The following is a 14,897-nucleotide window of genomic DNA, read 5'->3' on the forward strand; positions in this document are numbered from 1 at the left end:
GATCACGCTACGTGGTGGAGGTGTCGCCGTACGGAAGGCCCGGTGGGCGCGGTCGCCGGGGTCTCGCTCGCGTAGTCGAGCGCGTGCACCGTCACGAACTGCGGTTCGATGCGCATGAAGACCGGGACGAAGGGTTCGCCGTCCACGAGTTCCGGCTCGGGCCCGAAGGCGGCGAGTTCCGCGGCGGTCGGCTCGACGATCTGCGCGGTGCCGGTGAACTGCACGGACCAGAGCTTCTCGGACCCGGAGTCGAAGTTGTCCGCCCCGTACGCGACGACGCTGCCGTTGCAGGCGCGGTGGTAGCCGAGCCCCTGGTGCATCCGGAGCAGGACGCGGCCGTCGGCCACGATGTGCCGGGCGGGGGCGACGAACGGCATCGCCCGCATGCTCGTCGCCACTCGGCCGTAGGACACGCGGCGGAGGAGCTCGATGGCGCGGTTCTCGTCGGTGGTGGACATGGTTCCACTCTCCGCCACCGGTGCCGTGTCGGAAAAGGGGCCCCTGCCCCGGTTTCGCGGGGACGTAGGTCCCGAAAACCACCTGGGGCCCCGGTCTGGTCCGTACGGGTGACGCACGGACCGGACCGGAGCCCGGGGGGTCGGTGCCGAGGCCGGTGGGTGCTCGGCGGCCGGTAGGTCAGTGGTGCTCGGTGGCCGGTGGCCGGTGGCCGGTGGCCGGCGGCCGGTGGCCGGTGGGTCAGTGGCGCTCGGCCTGGAGCCGCGCCACGTACGCCGCGGCCTGCGAGCGCCGCTCCATGCCCAGCTTCGACAGCAGGCTGGAGACGTAGTTCTTGATGGTCTTCTCCGCGAGGTGGAGCCGCTCGCCGATCACCCGGTTGGTCAGCCCCTCGCCGATCAGGTCCAGGATCCTGCGCTCCTGGTCCGTCAGGTTGGCGAGCTTGTCGTCACCCTTCGGGTTGTTGCCGTCGCGCAGCCGCTCCAGGACGCGGGCGGTCGCCACCGGGTCGAGCAGCGACTTGCCGGCCGCCACGTCCCGTACGGCGTTCAGCAGCTCGTTGCCCCGGATGGCCTTGAGGACGTAACCCGAGGCACCGGCCATGATCGCGTCGAAGAGCGCCTCGTCGTCGGCGTACGAGGTCAGCATCAGGCATTTGATCGACTCGTCGTGCGAGCGGATCTCGCGGCACACCTCCACGCCGCTGCCGTCCGGCAGCCGGACGTCGAGCACGGCGACGTCCGGGCGGGTCGCGGGGATTCTGACCAGCGCGTCCGCCGCCGTTCCGGCCTCGCCGACCACCTCGATGTCGTCCTCCACGGAGAGCAGCTCGTGGACGCCGCGCCGGACGACTTCGTGGTCGTCCAGCAGAAATACCCGGATTTTTCCATCTTCGCGCACGGAGTCAGTCTCACATATTGGCTCTTCCCGCGCCCGGGGTGCGCGGGATAACGTGCCCGTTGTTCCGGCGGCCTCTCAAGCCGTTGCCGACGCGCTGACCAGCCGCGCTTCCCGCTTTTCTCGATTTACTTGGAAATCCAAGCAAAATCGCAGGTCAAGTGGGGTTTCGCGGGAATGCTGCGCTGTGGGTAACGTGCCTATGACAGGGGCGCTCGCCGGGGCACCTGTCACGCCCGACCCCGGCCGCGTCGCACCCACCCCGTGCGAAGGGTACGGATAAGGCGGAGAGCCGCACTGGCCTTACCGGCGAACCCGGGGGCCGGACCGACGGAGGAGCACGCACGTGACCGTGGAGAGCACTGCCGCGCGCAAGACGACGCGACGCAGCAGCGGCACCAAGCGCACCGCAAGCGCGAGCACGAGCACCACCAAGAAGACGAGCACGCGCGCCGAGGCGGACGCTGTGGAGCCCGAGCTCGTCCAGCTGCTGACGCCCGAAGGAGAGCGCGTCCAGCACCCCGATTACGACATCGACCTGAGCGCCGAGGAACTGCGCGGTCTCTACCGCGACATGGTCCTCAGCCGCCGATTCGACGCCGAGGCCACCGCGCTTCAGCGCCAGGGCGAGCTGGGTCTGTGGGCGTCGCTGCTCGGTCAGGAGGCCGCCCAGATCGGCTCCGGCCGCGCCCTGCGGGACGACGACTACGTCTTCCCCACCTACCGTGAGCACGCCGTCGCCTGGTGTCGCGGGGTCGACCCCACGAATCTGCTGGGAATGTTCCGCGGTGTGAACAACGGCGGCTGGGATCCCAACAGCAACAATTTCCACCTGTACACGATCGTTCTCGGCTCGCAGACCCTGCACGCCACCGGCTATGCCATGGGCATCGCCAAGGACGGTGCGGACTCCGCCGTGATCGCGTACTTCGGTGACGGCGCCTCCAGCCAGGGCGACGTGAACGAGGCCTTCGTGTTCTCCGCGGTGTACAACGCCCCGGTCGTGTTCTTCTGCCAGAACAACCAGTGGGCCATTTCCGAGCCCATCGAGAAGCAGACCCGCGTCCCGCTCTACCAGCGTGCCCGCGGCTTCGGCTTCCCCGGCGTCCGCGTCGACGGCAACGACGTCCTCGCCTGCCTGGCCGTGACCCGCTCGGCGCTGGAGCGCGCCCGCCGCGGCGAGGGCCCGACGCTCATCGAGGCGTACACCTACCGCATGGCCGCCCACACCACCTCCGACGACCCGACCCGCTACCGCCGCGACGCGGAGCGCGAGGAGTGGGAGGCCAAGGACCCGATCCAGCGCCTCAAGACGTACATGGAGAACGAGGGCCACGCCGACGCGGCCTTCTTCGAGGAGCTGGAGGCGGAGAGCGAGGCCCTCGGCAAGCAGGTCCGCGAGGTCGTGCGCGCCATGCCCGTCCCGGAGCACATGGCGATCTTCGACAACGTGTACGCGGACGGGCACGCGCTCGTCGACGAGGAGCGCGCGCAGTTCGCCGCGTACCAGGCGTCCTTCGAGGGCGGAGAGGCCGAGTAACCATGGCTGTTCAGAAGCTTCCCCTCGCGAAGGCGCTCAACGAGTCGCTGCGCAAGGCCCTGGAGACCGACCCCAAGGTCCTGATCATGGGCCTGGACGTCGGCAAGCTCGGCGGCGTCTTCCGGATCACCGACGGGCTGCAGAAGGACTTCGGCGAGGACCGGGTCATCGACACCCCGCTCGCCGAGTCCGGCATCGTCGGCACGGCGATCGGTCTCGCCCTGCGCGGCTACCGCCCGGTCGTGGAGATCCAGTTCGACGGCTTCGTCTTCCCGGCGTACGACCAGATCGTGTCCCAGCTGGCGAAGATGCGGGCCCGTTCGCTCGGCACGGTGAAGATGCCGATCGTCATCCGCATCCCGTACGGCGGCGGCATCGGGGCCGTCGAGCACCACTCCGAGTCCCCCGAGTCGCTCTTCGCGCACGTCGCGGGCCTCAAGGTCGTCACCCCGGCGAACTCCAACGACGCCTACTGGATGCTCCAGCAGGCGATCCAGAGCGACGACCCGGTCATCTTCTTCGAGCCCAAGCGCCGCTACTGGGACAAGGGCGAGGTCGACACCGAGGCCATCCCCGGCGAGCTGCACAAGGCGCGGGTCGCCCGCGAGGGCACGGACCTCACCCTGGTGGCCTACGGCCCGATGGTGAAGACCTGCCTGGAGGTGGCCGAGGCCGCCGCCGAGGAGGGCAAGTCGATCGAGGTCGTGGACGTGCGCTCGATCTCCCCGCTCGACTTCGACACCATCCAGGCCTCGGTCGAGAAGACCCGCCGCCTGGTCGTCGTCCACGAGGCGCCGGTGTTCTTCGGCTCCGGCGCGGAGATCGCCGCCCGGATCACCGAGCGCTGCTTCTACCACCTGGAGGCCCCCGTCCTGCGGGTCGGCGGCTACCACGCGCCGTATCCGCCGGCGCGCCTGGAGGAGGAGTACCTGCCGGGCCTGGACCGCGTGCTCGACGCCGTCGACCGCTCGCTGGCGTACTGAGGAGAGCACCGTGACGATCCGCGAATTCAAGATGCCCGACGTGGGCGAGGGCCTCACCGAGGCCGAGATCCTCAAGTGGTACGTCCAGCCCGGTGACACCGTCACCGACGGCCAGGTCGTGATCGAGGTCGAGACGGCCAAGGCCGCCGTCGAGCTGCCGATCCCCTTCGACGGCACGGTCCACGAGCTGCTCTTCCCCGAGGGGACGACGGTCGACGTCGGCCAGGTCATCATCTCGGTGAACGTCGGCGGCGGCGCCGCGCCCGTGGCCCCGGTCGCCGAGGCCGCCCCGGTGGCGGCGGCCCCCGCCGCCCCTGCGGCCGAGGACGACGAGCCCAAGGGCCGCCAGCCGGTCCTCGTCGGCTACGGCGTGGCCGCCAGTTCCACCAAGCGCCGGGCGCGCAAGACGGTGTCGGACCCGGCGGGCGCGAGCGCCCCCGCACCCGTCGCCGCCCCCGCACCCGTCGCCACCCCCGCGCCCGTCGCCACCCCCGCGCCCGTCGCCGTCTCCGTACCGGAGCAGCTCAACGGGCACGGGCCGGCCGGCGACCGGCCGCTGGCCAAGCCGCCGGTCCGGAAGCTCGCGAAGGACCTCGGCGTCGACCTGGCGACGGTCACCCCGACCGGCCCGGACGGCATCATCACCCGTGAGGACGTCCACGCGGCGGCCGCGCCGGTGACCGCTCAGGCGCCCGCGCCGGTCGTCGAGGCCCCGGCCCCGGCCCCGGCGCCCGTGGCGGCCCCGGCGGCGGTGCCCGCCGCGGCGACGGCGGGCGCGTCCGACGCCCGGGAGACCCGGGTGCCGATCAAGGGCGTGCGGAAGGCGACGGCGGCGGCGATGGTCGGCTCGGCCTTCACCGCGCCGCACGTCACCGAGTTCGTGACCTTCGACATCACGCGCACGATGAAGCTCGTCGAGGAGCTCAAGTCCGACAAGGACATGGCGGGCCTGCGGGTCAACCCGCTCCTCCTCATCGCCAAGGCCGTGCTCGTCGCGGTCAAGCGCAACCCGGAGATCAACGCGGCCTGGGACGAGGCGGCGCAGGAGATCGTCCTCAAGCACTACGTGAACCTGGGCATCGCCGCGGCCACCCCGCGCGGTCTGATCGTGCCGAACATCAAGGACGCGCACGCCCAGACCCTGCCCGAGCTCTCGAAGTCACTGAGCGAGCTCGTCGCCACCGCCCGCGAGGGCAAGACCACCCCGGCGGCGATGCAGGGCGGCACCTTCACCATCACCAACGTCGGCGTCTTCGGCGTCGACACCGGTACGCCCATCCTGAACCCCGGCGAGTCCGCGATCCTCGCGGTCGGTGCGATCAAGCTCCAGCCGTGGGTCCACAAGGGCAAGGTGAAGCCCCGCCAGGTCACCACGCTGGCCCTCTCCTTCGACCACCGCCTGGTCGACGGCGAGCTCGGCTCCAAGTTCCTGGCGGACATCGCCGCGGTCCTGGAGCAGCCGAAGCGGCTCATCACCTGGTCGTGACCGTCGGGGCGTAACGCCCCGATGTGACCGTTTCACGTGAAACAGGCCCGTCCGCATCGCGGACGGGCCTGTTTGTTGCACCTCTGTTGTATCTATGCTGTGCGCATGCCATCAGCGCCCGCCGGTCCCGTCCCGCTGCCCACCAAGCAGCCACCCGCCGCCGACCGTGTCTACATGCACGTCAAGCAGGCCGTACTCGACCGGCGCTACGAGGGAGGCACCCTTCTCACCGAGGGCGAACTCGCGGACGCCGTGGGGGTGTCGAGGACGCCCGTCCGAGAGGCGCTGCTCAAGCTGGAGATGGAAGGGCTGCTGAAGCTCTACCCGAAGAAGGGCGCCCTCGTCCTCGCCGTCTCCGCCCAGGAGATCGCCGACGTCGTCGAGACCCGGCTGCTCGTCGAGGAGTTCGCCGTCCGCCGGGCCGTGCCCGCGCCCGCCGCGCTGATCGCCCGCCTCGAAGAGCTCCTGGAGGAGCAGAAGCGGCGCGCGGAGGCCGGCGACCTCGCCGAAGTCGCCGTCACCGACCGCTGCTTCCACGCCGAGATCGTCCGCCACGCCGGCAACCAGATCCTCGCCCGCCTCTACGACCAGCTCCGCGACCGCCAGCTGCGCATGGGCGTCGCCGTGATGCAGTCCCAGCCCGACCGCGTCGCCAAGAACATCACCGAGCACGCCGAGATCCTCGACCGGATCCGCGCCGGCGACGTCGAGGGCGCGGCCCACTGCGTCCGCCAGCACCTCAGCTGGGTCAAGGTCCTGGTCCGGGGTGAGGACCGGTGAACAGGTCCTACGGATCCGCCGTCACCCTCCCCGGCGACCCGCCCGGCGGCCGCCGGGCCGCGCTCGTCTGGGGCGTCGGAGTCGCCGTCTACTTCGTCGCCGTCATCTTCCGGACGTCCCTGGGCGTCGCCGGCCTCGACGCCGCCGACCGCTTCGACGTCAACGCCTCGGCACTCTCCACCTTCTCCATACTCCAGCTGCTCGTCTACGCGGGCATGCAGATACCCGTCGGCCTCATGGTCGACCGGCTCGGCACCAAGAAGGTCCTGGCCCTCGGCGTCGTCCTCTTCACCGTCGGCCAGCTCGGCTTCGCGCTCTCCCCCTCGTACGGCACCGCGCTCGCCTCCCGCGCCCTCCTCGGCTGCGGCGACGCCATGACGTTCATCAGCGTCCTCAGGCTCGGCTCCCGCTGGTTCCCGGCCCGCCGCGGCCCGCTCATCGGCCAGGTCGCCGCCCTCTTCGGCATGGCGGGCAACCTCGTCTCCACCGTCTTCATCGCCCGCGCCCTGCACGGCCTCGGCTGGACGACCACCTTCGTCGGCAGCTCGCTCGCGGGCGTCGTCGTCCTCGTCCTGCTGCTGCTGTTCCTCAAGGACCACCCCGAGGGGTACGAGCCCCAGCCCGCCACGCACGCGGGCGCCGCCTTCGTGCGCCGCCAGATCGCCGAGTCCTGGCGGGAACCCGGCACCCGGCTCGGCATGTGGGTGCACTTCACCACCCAGTTCCCCGCGATGGTGTTCCTGCTGCTGTGGGGGCTGCCGTTCCTCGTCGAGGCGCAGGGCCTGTCCCGGTCCACCGCCGGGGGACTGCTCACCCTGGTGGTGCTCTCGAACATGGTCGTCGGCCTCGCGTACGGGCAGATCATCGCCCGCCACCACACGGCCCGCGCCCCGCTCGCCCTCGGCACCGTCGCGGCCACCGCCCTGCTGTGGGCGACCACCCTCGTGTACCCCGGCGACCACGCCCCGATGTGGCTGCTCGTCACCCTGTGCGCGGTCCTCGGCGCCTGCGGACCCGCGTCGATGATCGGCTTCGACTTCGCCCGGCCGGCCAATCCGCCGGAGCGTCAGGGCACCGCCTCCGGCATCGTCAACATGGGCGGTTTCGTGGCCTCGATGACGACGCTGCTCGCCGTGGGCGTGCTGCTCGACGCGACCGGCGACAACTACCGGATCGCGTTCTCCTCGGTCTTCGTCCTGGAGGCGGTCGGCGTGGTGCAGATCCTGCGCCTCAAGGCCCGTACCCACCGCAGGGAACGGGAACGGCTCGTGGCCAGCCGCGTGGAGGCCGTCCACGTGCCCGCGTAGGGCGACCTACCGGGGCGTCACCGCGAAGTTGTCCAGGATGGCCCGCGCCAGGTCCTCGTCGCCCTCCACCTTGACCCGGTCGGCCACGTCGGCCGGCCGGACCCGGCCGCAGGCGAGGCGGACGAACGTCTCCCAGTCCGTCGCCAGCGTCACCGCGGGGCCGAGCGACGGCGCGCCGTCGATCGAACCGCGGCCGTCCGCGTCGACCCGCACCGTCCGCAGGAACTCCAGCGGACCGGTCACGTCGAGGACCACCGCGGAGGACGGCGGCGCCCCGGCGTCCTTGGCGACCACCTTGGGCAGCGCCTCCAGGAGCAGGTCCCGGGTGACGTGCGCGCCGGGCGAGTCCAGGTTCCCCGGCGCACCGAGCGCCGTCCGCAGGTCCTGCTCGTGCACCCACACGTCGAAGGCGCGCAGCCGATAGGCCAGTTCGAGGGACTGCTCGGCGCCGAGGGGAGCGCGGATCAGGTGCTCGGGGGAGCGGTTCTCGTTGCGCAGCTGCCGCGCCCGGCGGATCAGGATGTACTCCAGCTCCGAGGTCATCTCCGGCGCGGTGTGGTGCCGCCGCACATCGACCTGTACCTCCATGTAGCGCGCGAAGTCACTGCGTACGTGGTACAGATCGCGGGGCAGGGAGTGGATCGGCCGCGGGTCGCCGAGCATCTCCGTCTCCATGCCGATGACATGGGACACGATGTCGCGCACCGACCAGCCGACGCACGGTGTTGGCCGGTTCCATTCGCTCTCCACGAGCGGCTGCACCAGCTCGGCTATCGCCTCGATGGAATGGGTCCAGGCGTCGGCGTAGGTCTGGAGGCTGGGATGGACGGTCACGGGACCCCTCGGCGGTTCTTCGGTGCGCGGGCTGAAAACACGACTGGGTGGGAGGCTCGGACGCTAAGTTACGCTGCCCGAAGGCACCCCGGCAGTGCTTTCGTGTGACGATCGTAGGCCGGTGTTGACGGCTCGAATGCCAGGACGGTGGTAGTGTGCGCGCCTCGCTGATCCAGATCGCGGTAGACCCGGACGAACCGGTCGATGCCCGGCGTGCCCGCGCGGCACGCCTCGTACGGGAGGAATCCGGCCGCGCCGACCTCGTGGTCCTGCCGGAACTGTGGACCGTCGGCGCCTTCGCGTCCGACCTGTTCGCCGCCGAGTCCGAGCCCCTGAACGGGCCCACCCACGCGGCGATGGCGGCCGCCGCCCGCGACGCCGGGGTCTGGCTGCACGCCGGCTCCTTCGTCGAGGCGGAGGGCGGCGCCCTCTACAACACCTCGCTCGTCCTCTCCCCCGACGGAGAACTCGTCGCCTCCTACCGGAAGATCCACCGCTTCGGCTTCGACAAGGGCGAGGCCGTGCTGATGGCCGCCGGCGAGGACCTCGTCACCGTCGACCTGCCGCACCTCACCCTCGGCGTCGGCACCTGCTACGACCTGCGCTTCCCCGAACTCTTCCGCGGCCTCGTCGACGCCGGCGCCCAGGCCTTCGTCGTCCCGGCCGGCTGGCCGGCCCTCCGCCGCGCCCACTGGACGCTGCTGGCCCGCGCCCGCGCCGTCGAGAACCAGGCCTACGTCCTCGCCTGCGGCACCGCCGGCACCCACGCGGGCGTGGAGCAGGCCGGCCACTCGATCGTCGTCGACCCCTGGGGAGAGGTCCTCGCCGAGGCCGGACCCGACGAGGAGGTCCTCCGGGTGGTCCTCGACCCCGCGAAGGTCGCGACCACCCGCGAGCAGTTCCCGGCCCTCAAGGACCGCGTCCTCGGCATCGCCGCACCGCGCAGGGCCTGAGCGAACGGACCGGGCTCGCCCCGACCCCCAGCCCGCCCCGGCCCCCGGCCGAGCGCTCAGGACTGCGACTCGGCCCAGAAGCCGGTGATACGGGAGAGGCCCGCGCGCACTGCGCCGCCGCGGGTGAGGGCCGCCCGGTCCACCCCGGCGAACACCAGCGCCAGGGACAGATCGGCCCCGCCCGCCCGGCCCGACACCGTGACGTCGAGCCGGCGGCGCTTCCCGCGCCCGGCGCCGCGTACGGCCACGGTGACGCCCGGGTCCTCGTCGTCCGCCTCGCGCGCCAGCACCCAGGAGCGCCGGTCCCGTGCCCACAGCCGGTAGCGGTCGCCGCCGTACCGCAGGTGCAGCGCCCGCTGGCGGGCCGTCGCGCCGAGGCGGTTGCGGGTCATGGACACGAGGGCGTCGCCGACGCGGAGGGTCGCCCGGTTGAGGGTCGGCAGCCGGGCGACCTCCGTGTGGATGCCCCGCGTCTCGTACGAGGCCGGCGGCAGCAGACCGCCCCGCAGCTCCGTCACGGCCACCTGCGGCACGCTCTGCCGCAGCGGGGCCTCCACGGTGATCCCGCCGAACTCGGCGGAGTCGCCCCGCCAGCCGGTCCGCCGGTCGTACCCCTTCCCCTCCCGCCACGGGCGGAGCGTGAACGGGCTGACGGTGCGGTGCATGCGGTCTCCTCCGGCGGCGTGCGCGTCGGACCAATCTGCGGGTGCCGGACCGGGGAAGGCAAACGGCGGGTCCCGGCACCGGGCCCGCGAGCCACGCGGACCGGGACGACGCCGTCGATTCGCCCTCCGCCGCGTGGGGGCGACCCGGACCGGGCGCCGCCGAAGGGCCCCCGAAGCCCCCCGAAAGCCCGCCGAGTCGGCTAGTCCTCCCGTTCGCGTTCGGCCATCCGGATCACGCAGACGGCGACGGCGACGAGCAGGGCGGCGTCGGCGTCCTCGCGGACGACGTTGACCGCATAGGTCTCGCGGACGTGGAACCACTGCCGGGAGATGTGGGCGAGGAGTTCGCCGTCGTACTCGACGGTGAACTCCCGGTCCAGGACGCGCCCGCTGACGTCCAGTTCGGTGCCCTCGACGAGGGCCACGCGGTAGTGGTTGCGCAGCAGGGAGAGCCGTTTGCGGCGGACGGTCGCGAGGGGCCGGTCGTCCCGCTCGATCGTCATCGCGTCCCGCAGGCTGAACATCTTCTGCCGCAGGGTGACGAGGACCTGCCCGTCGGGGTCCTTCAGTTCCAGGGTGTCGCGCAGCCGCAGGGCCTTGCCGTCGACGAGGAAGGCGTGGCGGCCCCGCTCGTCCTCGATCCAGTAGTCGTCGCCGATCGCGAAGATCTTGTCCCGTACGAGATATTTCACGGCGTCATGTCTGCCCCGTACGGCGCGCGCCTCACCCGAAGTAGCGGGTGAAGGCGTCCGGGGTCGCGCCGAGCATCTCGCCGAACGGCGAGTCGAGCTGATGGATCAGCAGCACGGTGAACGCGATGAACCCGGACAGGCCCATCACCATCACGACGTGCGTCGTGCTCCGCTTGATCCCGAACAGGAACATGAACGCCAGCGTCAGGGCGCCGCCGATGAGGAGCCCCGTCCACAGCACCGGGGAGAGCCGCTCCTGCGCCGCCGCCTCCCGGCCGCGCCGCGCGTCGTCGATGTAGCCGAGCTGGGCGAGGACCTCCTGGGCCGCGATCTGCTCGGACACCCGGCTGGAGTCGGTCACCTGGCCCGCCCGCCGCAGCTGGTCGAGGAGCGTCCAGCCGGAGGTGTCGAGCGGCTCCCTTTCGGCCATCACGGGCCATTCGACGTCGACGACGTGGCGCGCGTACGTGCGGGCCGCGTCCCGCAGGGGCTGCCGGTGGGCGGTGGGCAGCGCGTCCGCGAGCAGGTACGTCTGGTGCAGCGCGCTCGCCTCGGCCTGTACGTGGTCGTCGGCGGCCGAGCGGGTGTCCCAGACGGACACCAGGCAGAGGCCGAGCACGACGGCGTAGAGGACCGACACCATCATGGCGATGTACTCGGCGACGTCCTCGCGCGGCTCCTCGTCCTCGCCGACCGGGAACAGCCTGGTCTTCGCGAAGACGGCGAGCGCGGCCACGAACGCGACGCCGAGGACGACGACGAGGGTCTCGAACAGGGCCACGGTCACTTCCCCCGGTTGCCGAGCAGGGCCGCCGCGACGGCCGCGGGAATCAGGAGCAGCAGCAGCGTCGCCACCACCCCCAGCCCGTCCGCCTCCCGCGCCCTGCGCCGCACCCGCCGCAGGAACCCCTCGTCGTCGAGCCCGGCCGCCCGCCGCGCGGCGACGTCGTGCCCGGTCCCGCTCGCCGTCCGGGTCCCGGTCCCCGCGCCGCGCGACTCGTCGCGTCCGGCCTCCCGCGCCCCCGTCCCGACGGGCGCGCTCTCCCACGGCGGTACGGCTCCGAAGGCCCCTGCCCCACCCCCGGGAGCCACCCCGGCCCCGGGCCCCGGACCGCCCCCGGAAACGCCCCCCGCCACCCCGGGAGCGCCCCCGGCCACCCCGGGAGCGCCTGGAGCCCCAACTGCCCCGGGAGTCCCGGCCAACCCAGGAGCCCCGGAGCGAGGAGCCCCACCCCCAGGAACCCCGGACCCAGGAGCCCCGGCCCTAGGAGCCCCGGACGCCCCGGCAGCCCCGCGGGCCGCCGTGCCCCGCGCGCCCGCCGCCCCTGCGTTCCCCCGCGCCCCTGCGTTCCCCCGTGCGGTCGCGTTCTCCCGCTGGGCCGCGCGCTCCGGTGTCGCACGCGCGAGCGTGAAGACGGCCGAGGCGCGGGCGGTGAGCGTGGGCGCGGGGACCTGCCCGCCCCCGGGGCCGTACGTGCGCACCGCGTCGGTGCCGGTGGCGACCCCCGTGCTCCGGTGGGTGCCCGGGGGGCGCCGTACGGTCGCCGTGCAGCGGACGGAGGCCCCGGGCGGAAGCACGGCCACGGCCCCGGCACGCCCGCCGCAGTCCGGCACGCCGGGACCCGCCCCGGGTGCCGACCGCGCTGTCCGTGGGCGGGGATTCGCCCCGGGCGCCGAGCGTGCTGCCCGCCCGCCGGGAGCCGCCCCCGGCACCGATCTCCCGGCCCGTCCACCACTCCCCGCCTCAGCCCCCGTCCCAGCCCCGGCCCCCGTCCCCGGCTCCAGTCCCAGTCCCGGGTCCGTGACGTGGATGGTGTGCAGGGGGTGGTTGCCTCGGTTGGTGACGGTGTAGGTGAGGGTGGCGGTGCCGCGGCCCGGGGGGCCGACGGTGACGCGTTCGGTGAGGGCGAGGGCCGCGGTGACGCCGCTGTAGCCGGCGCGGGCGGTGGCGGTGAGGCGGCGGTCGAGCGAGGGGATGTCGCCCTCGACGCGCACGGTGGCGCGGTGGGCGCCGGGCAGGGCGCGGAAGCGGGCGACGCACTCCAGCTCGGCGAGCGCGGCGAGGACGCGTCCGGGGCAGCGGACGGCGCCGCCGGGCACGGCGGGGTCGACGACGCGCACCCCGTACAGGTGGGCCTCGCCCCGGTTGACGAGCCGGTAGCGCTTCACGACCTGTGCCCCGGTGCGTACGGCCGGGGGGCGTACGCCGGTGTGGCCGCGGGCGTTCACGGTCACCGTCACGCTCAGGGCCCCGTCGCCGGCCCCGCCGGCCCAGGCTGCGGTCCCGGGGAGGGTGAGGAGGGCCGCCAGGAGTCCGCCGCTCACCCGGTGGCGGTAATGGTCCGATGATCTGATCGCGCGCTCCGGCATGCCCGCCATGCTGACCAGCCCACCCCCGCCACCCGGCCCGGGGACACGCGTGCCCGCCCCGCCCGGCCCCCACAATCCACCCGTACGGCACTCTTGAACCATGAACGACTCCGCGCCCGCACCCGCGCCCCGACGTGCCCGTGTCCGCGCCCCCGAGCTGATCGGCAAGGGCGGCTGGCTGAACACGGGTGGAGACGACCTGACCCTCGCCGACCTGCGAGGAAAGATCGTTCTGCTCGACTTCTGGACCTTCTGCTGTGTGAACTGCCTGCACGTCCTCGACGAGCTGCGCGACCTGGAGGAGAAGCACCGCGACACCCTCGTGATCGTCGGCGTGCACTCGCCGAAGTTCGTGCACGAGGCCGAGCACCAGGCCGTCGTCGACGCCGTCGAGCGCTACGAGGTGCACCACCCCGTCCTGGACGACCCGGAGCTCGCGACCTGGAAGCAGTACGCCGTGCGCGCCTGGCCGACGCTCGTGGTGATCGACCCCGAGGGGTACGTCGTCGCCCAGCACGCCGGCGAGGGGCACGCGAACGCGATCCGCACCCTCGTCGAGGAGCTGGAGGCCGAGCACGAGGCCAAGGGCACGCTCCGGCGCGGCGACGGGCCCTACGTGGCGCCGGAGCCGGTCGCGACCGACCTCCGCTTCCCCGGCAAGGCCGTCGTCCTCGCCGGCGGGAACTTCCTGGTCTCCGACACCACCCGGCACCAGCTCGTCGAGCTGGCGGCGGACGGCGAGACCGTCGTGCGGCGCATCGGCGAGGGCGTGTTCCGCGAGCCGCAGGGCCTCGCGACGCTCCCCGACGGCAAGGTCGTCGTCGCCGACACCGTGAACCACTCGCTGCGCGTCCTCGACCCGGAGACCGGGGCGATCGAGCTCGTCGCCGGCACCGGCCGGCAGTGGTGGCAGGGGTCCCCCACCTCCGGGCCGGCCCTGGAGGTCGACCTGTCGTCGCCGTGGGACGTGGCCTGGTGGCAGGGCAAGGTGTGGATCGCCATGGCCGGCGTCCACCAGCTGTGGACGTACGACCCGGAGACCCGGACGGTGGAGGTCGCCGCCGGCACCACCAACGAGGGCCTCGTCGACGGGCCCGCCGCCGAGGCCTGGTTCGCGCAGCCGTCCGGCCTCGCCGCCACCGAGGACCGGCTGTGGATCGCCGACTCCGAGACGAGCGCCGTGCGCTGGATCGACACCGACGGCATCGTGCACACCGCCGTCGGCACCGGTCTCTTCGACTTCGGCCACCGCGACGGCGACGCCGGCCAGGCCCTGCTCCAGCACCCGCTGGGCGTGACCGCGCTGCCCGACGGCTCGGTCGCCGTCAGCGACACGTACAACCACGCCCTGCGCCGCTACGACCCCGCCACCGGCGAGGTCACCACGCTCGCCACCGACCTGCGCGAGCCGAGCGACGCGGTCCTCGTCGACGGCGACATCGTGGTCGTCGAGTCCGCCCGCCACCGGCTGACCCGGCTGCGGCTGCCCGAGGAGGCCGTCCAGGTCGACGCGGTCGCCCACCGCACCCGCCGCGAGGCGACCGAGGTCGCCCCGGGCCGCCTCCGGCTGGACGTCGTCTTCCAGGCCCCGACGGGCCAGAAGCTCGACGACCGCTACGGCCCCTCGACCCGGCTCCTGGTCTCCTCGACCCCGCCGGAGCTGCTCGTGGCGGGCGAGGGCACCGGCACGGACCTCTTCCGGGAGCTCGACCTGAACCCGGAGGTCACCGAGGGCGTCCTGCACGTCTCCGCCATGGCGGCCTCCTGCGACGACGACCCGGCCAACGAGTACCCGGCCTGCCACGTCCACCAGCAGGACTGGGGCGTCCCGGTGAAGGTCACGGCGGAGGGCGTCGCCCGGCTGCCGCTGATCCTCGCGGGCATGGACGGCTAGCAACCGGAGGAACGACGACGGCCCACCCGCGTCCTGCGGG

At 72.9% G+C, this 14,897-nt stretch carries 14 protein-coding genes; 7 read left to right on the plus strand and 7 right to left on the minus strand.

The window, feature by feature from the left end:
- Positions 1–2 precede the first annotated feature (2 nt).
- Positions 3–458, minus strand: a complete 456-nt coding sequence (locus ACFCY7_RS18890) for a pyridoxamine 5'-phosphate oxidase family protein (protein WP_376486384.1) — start codon at positions 456–458, stop codon at positions 3–5.
- Between the two features lie 238 nt (positions 459–696).
- Positions 697–1,356: a response regulator gene (locus ACFCY7_RS18895; protein ID WP_376486385.1), complete on the minus strand. Its 660-nt coding sequence runs from the start codon at positions 1,354–1,356 to the stop codon at positions 697–699.
- A gap of 343 nt (positions 1,357–1,699) precedes the next feature.
- Here ACFCY7_RS18895 and pdhA point away from each other — a divergent pair, with 343 nt between their 5' ends.
- From pdhA to ACFCY7_RS18920, 5 genes are all read left to right on the plus strand, one after another.
- On the plus strand, positions 1,700–2,893 hold the full coding sequence (gene pdhA / locus ACFCY7_RS18900; RefSeq protein ID WP_376486388.1) for a pyruvate dehydrogenase (acetyl-transferring) E1 component subunit alpha: 1,194 nt from the start codon (positions 1,700–1,702) through the stop codon (positions 2,891–2,893).
- Positions 2,894–2,895: 2 nt separating this feature from the next.
- Entirely contained in the window at positions 2,896–3,876 is a 981-nt protein-coding gene (locus ACFCY7_RS18905) for an alpha-ketoacid dehydrogenase subunit beta (RefSeq protein ID WP_376486391.1), read from the plus strand.
- Between the two features lie 31 nt (positions 3,877–3,907).
- A complete protein-coding gene (locus ACFCY7_RS18910; RefSeq protein ID WP_376486417.1) occupies positions 3,908–5,362 on the plus strand; it encodes a dihydrolipoamide acetyltransferase family protein in 1,455 nt (484 codons plus the stop codon).
- A 105-nt stretch (positions 5,363–5,467) separates the two neighbouring features.
- Positions 5,468–6,142: a GntR family transcriptional regulator gene (locus tag ACFCY7_RS18915; RefSeq protein ID WP_376486394.1), complete on the plus strand. Its 675-nt coding sequence runs from the start codon at positions 5,468–5,470 to the stop codon at positions 6,140–6,142.
- Entirely contained in the window at positions 6,139–7,449 is a 1,311-nt protein-coding gene (locus tag ACFCY7_RS18920; protein ID WP_376486396.1) for a nitrate/nitrite transporter, read from the plus strand. Before ACFCY7_RS18915 ends, ACFCY7_RS18920 begins: the two co-directional genes overlap by 4 nt.
- Before the next feature lie 6 nt (positions 7,450–7,455).
- On the opposite strand, the gene ACFCY7_RS18925 is transcribed toward ACFCY7_RS18920, so the two are convergent.
- A complete protein-coding gene (locus ACFCY7_RS18925) occupies positions 7,456–8,283 on the minus strand; it encodes a maleylpyruvate isomerase family mycothiol-dependent enzyme (protein ID WP_376486398.1) in 828 nt (275 codons plus the stop codon).
- A gap of 155 nt (positions 8,284–8,438) precedes the next feature.
- Here ACFCY7_RS18925 and ACFCY7_RS18930 point away from each other — a divergent pair, with 155 nt between their 5' ends.
- Positions 8,439–9,236 (plus strand): carbon-nitrogen family hydrolase, encoded by a 798-nt coding sequence (locus ACFCY7_RS18930; RefSeq protein WP_376486400.1) that lies wholly within the window; start codon positions 8,439–8,441, stop codon positions 9,234–9,236.
- Positions 9,237–9,292: 56 nt separating this feature from the next.
- On the opposite strand, the gene ACFCY7_RS18935 is transcribed toward ACFCY7_RS18930, so the two are convergent.
- The 4 genes from ACFCY7_RS18935 to ACFCY7_RS18950 form a co-directional block, all read right to left on the minus strand.
- A complete protein-coding gene (locus ACFCY7_RS18935) occupies positions 9,293–9,901 on the minus strand; it encodes a hypothetical protein (RefSeq protein WP_376486402.1) in 609 nt (202 codons plus the stop codon).
- 200 nt (positions 9,902–10,101) lie between these two features.
- Positions 10,102–10,593: an LURP-one-related/scramblase family protein gene (locus ACFCY7_RS18940; protein ID WP_376486405.1), complete on the minus strand. Its 492-nt coding sequence runs from the start codon at positions 10,591–10,593 to the stop codon at positions 10,102–10,104.
- A 31-nt stretch (positions 10,594–10,624) separates the two neighbouring features.
- Complete coding sequence (locus ACFCY7_RS18945) at positions 10,625–11,374, minus strand: hypothetical protein (RefSeq protein ID WP_376486408.1); 750 nt, start codon at positions 11,372–11,374, stop codon at positions 10,625–10,627.
- Positions 11,375–11,376: 2 nt separating this feature from the next.
- A complete protein-coding gene (locus tag ACFCY7_RS18950; protein ID WP_376486409.1) occupies positions 11,377–11,685 on the minus strand; it encodes a hypothetical protein in 309 nt (102 codons plus the stop codon).
- A gap of 1,378 nt (positions 11,686–13,063) precedes the next feature.
- On the opposite strand from ACFCY7_RS18950, the gene ACFCY7_RS18955 reads away from it, so the two are divergent.
- Complete coding sequence (locus ACFCY7_RS18955; RefSeq protein WP_376486412.1) at positions 13,064–14,857, plus strand: NHL domain-containing thioredoxin family protein; 1,794 nt, start codon at positions 13,064–13,066, stop codon at positions 14,855–14,857.
- Positions 14,858–14,897 lie beyond the last annotated feature (40 nt).

The organism is Streptomyces sp. NPDC056361, assembly GCF_042262805.1.
Lineage (GTDB): Bacteria > Actinomycetota > Actinomycetes > Streptomycetales > Streptomycetaceae > Streptomyces.

Bases quoted from the DNA above. Each gene is read 5' to 3' on its own strand.
- ACFCY7_RS18935 (WP_376486402.1), bottom strand. From the start codon at position 9,901: ATGCACCGCACCGTCAGCCCGTTCACGCTCCGCCCGTGGCGGGAGGGG.
- ACFCY7_RS18890 (WP_376486384.1), bottom strand. From the start codon at position 458: ATGTCCACCACCGACGAGAACCGCGCCATCGAGCTCCTCCGCCGCGTG.
- ACFCY7_RS18955 (WP_376486412.1), top strand. From the start codon at position 13,064: ATGAACGACTCCGCGCCCGCACCCGCGCCCCGACGTGCCCGTGTCCGC.
- ACFCY7_RS18915 (WP_376486394.1), top strand. From the start codon at position 5,468: ATGCCATCAGCGCCCGCCGGTCCCGTCCCGCTGCCCACCAAGCAGCCA.
- ACFCY7_RS18905 (WP_376486391.1), top strand. From the start codon at position 2,896: ATGGCTGTTCAGAAGCTTCCCCTCGCGAAGGCGCTCAACGAGTCGCTG.
- ACFCY7_RS18910 (WP_376486417.1), top strand. From the start codon at position 3,908: ATGCCCGACGTGGGCGAGGGCCTCACCGAGGCCGAGATCCTCAAGTGG.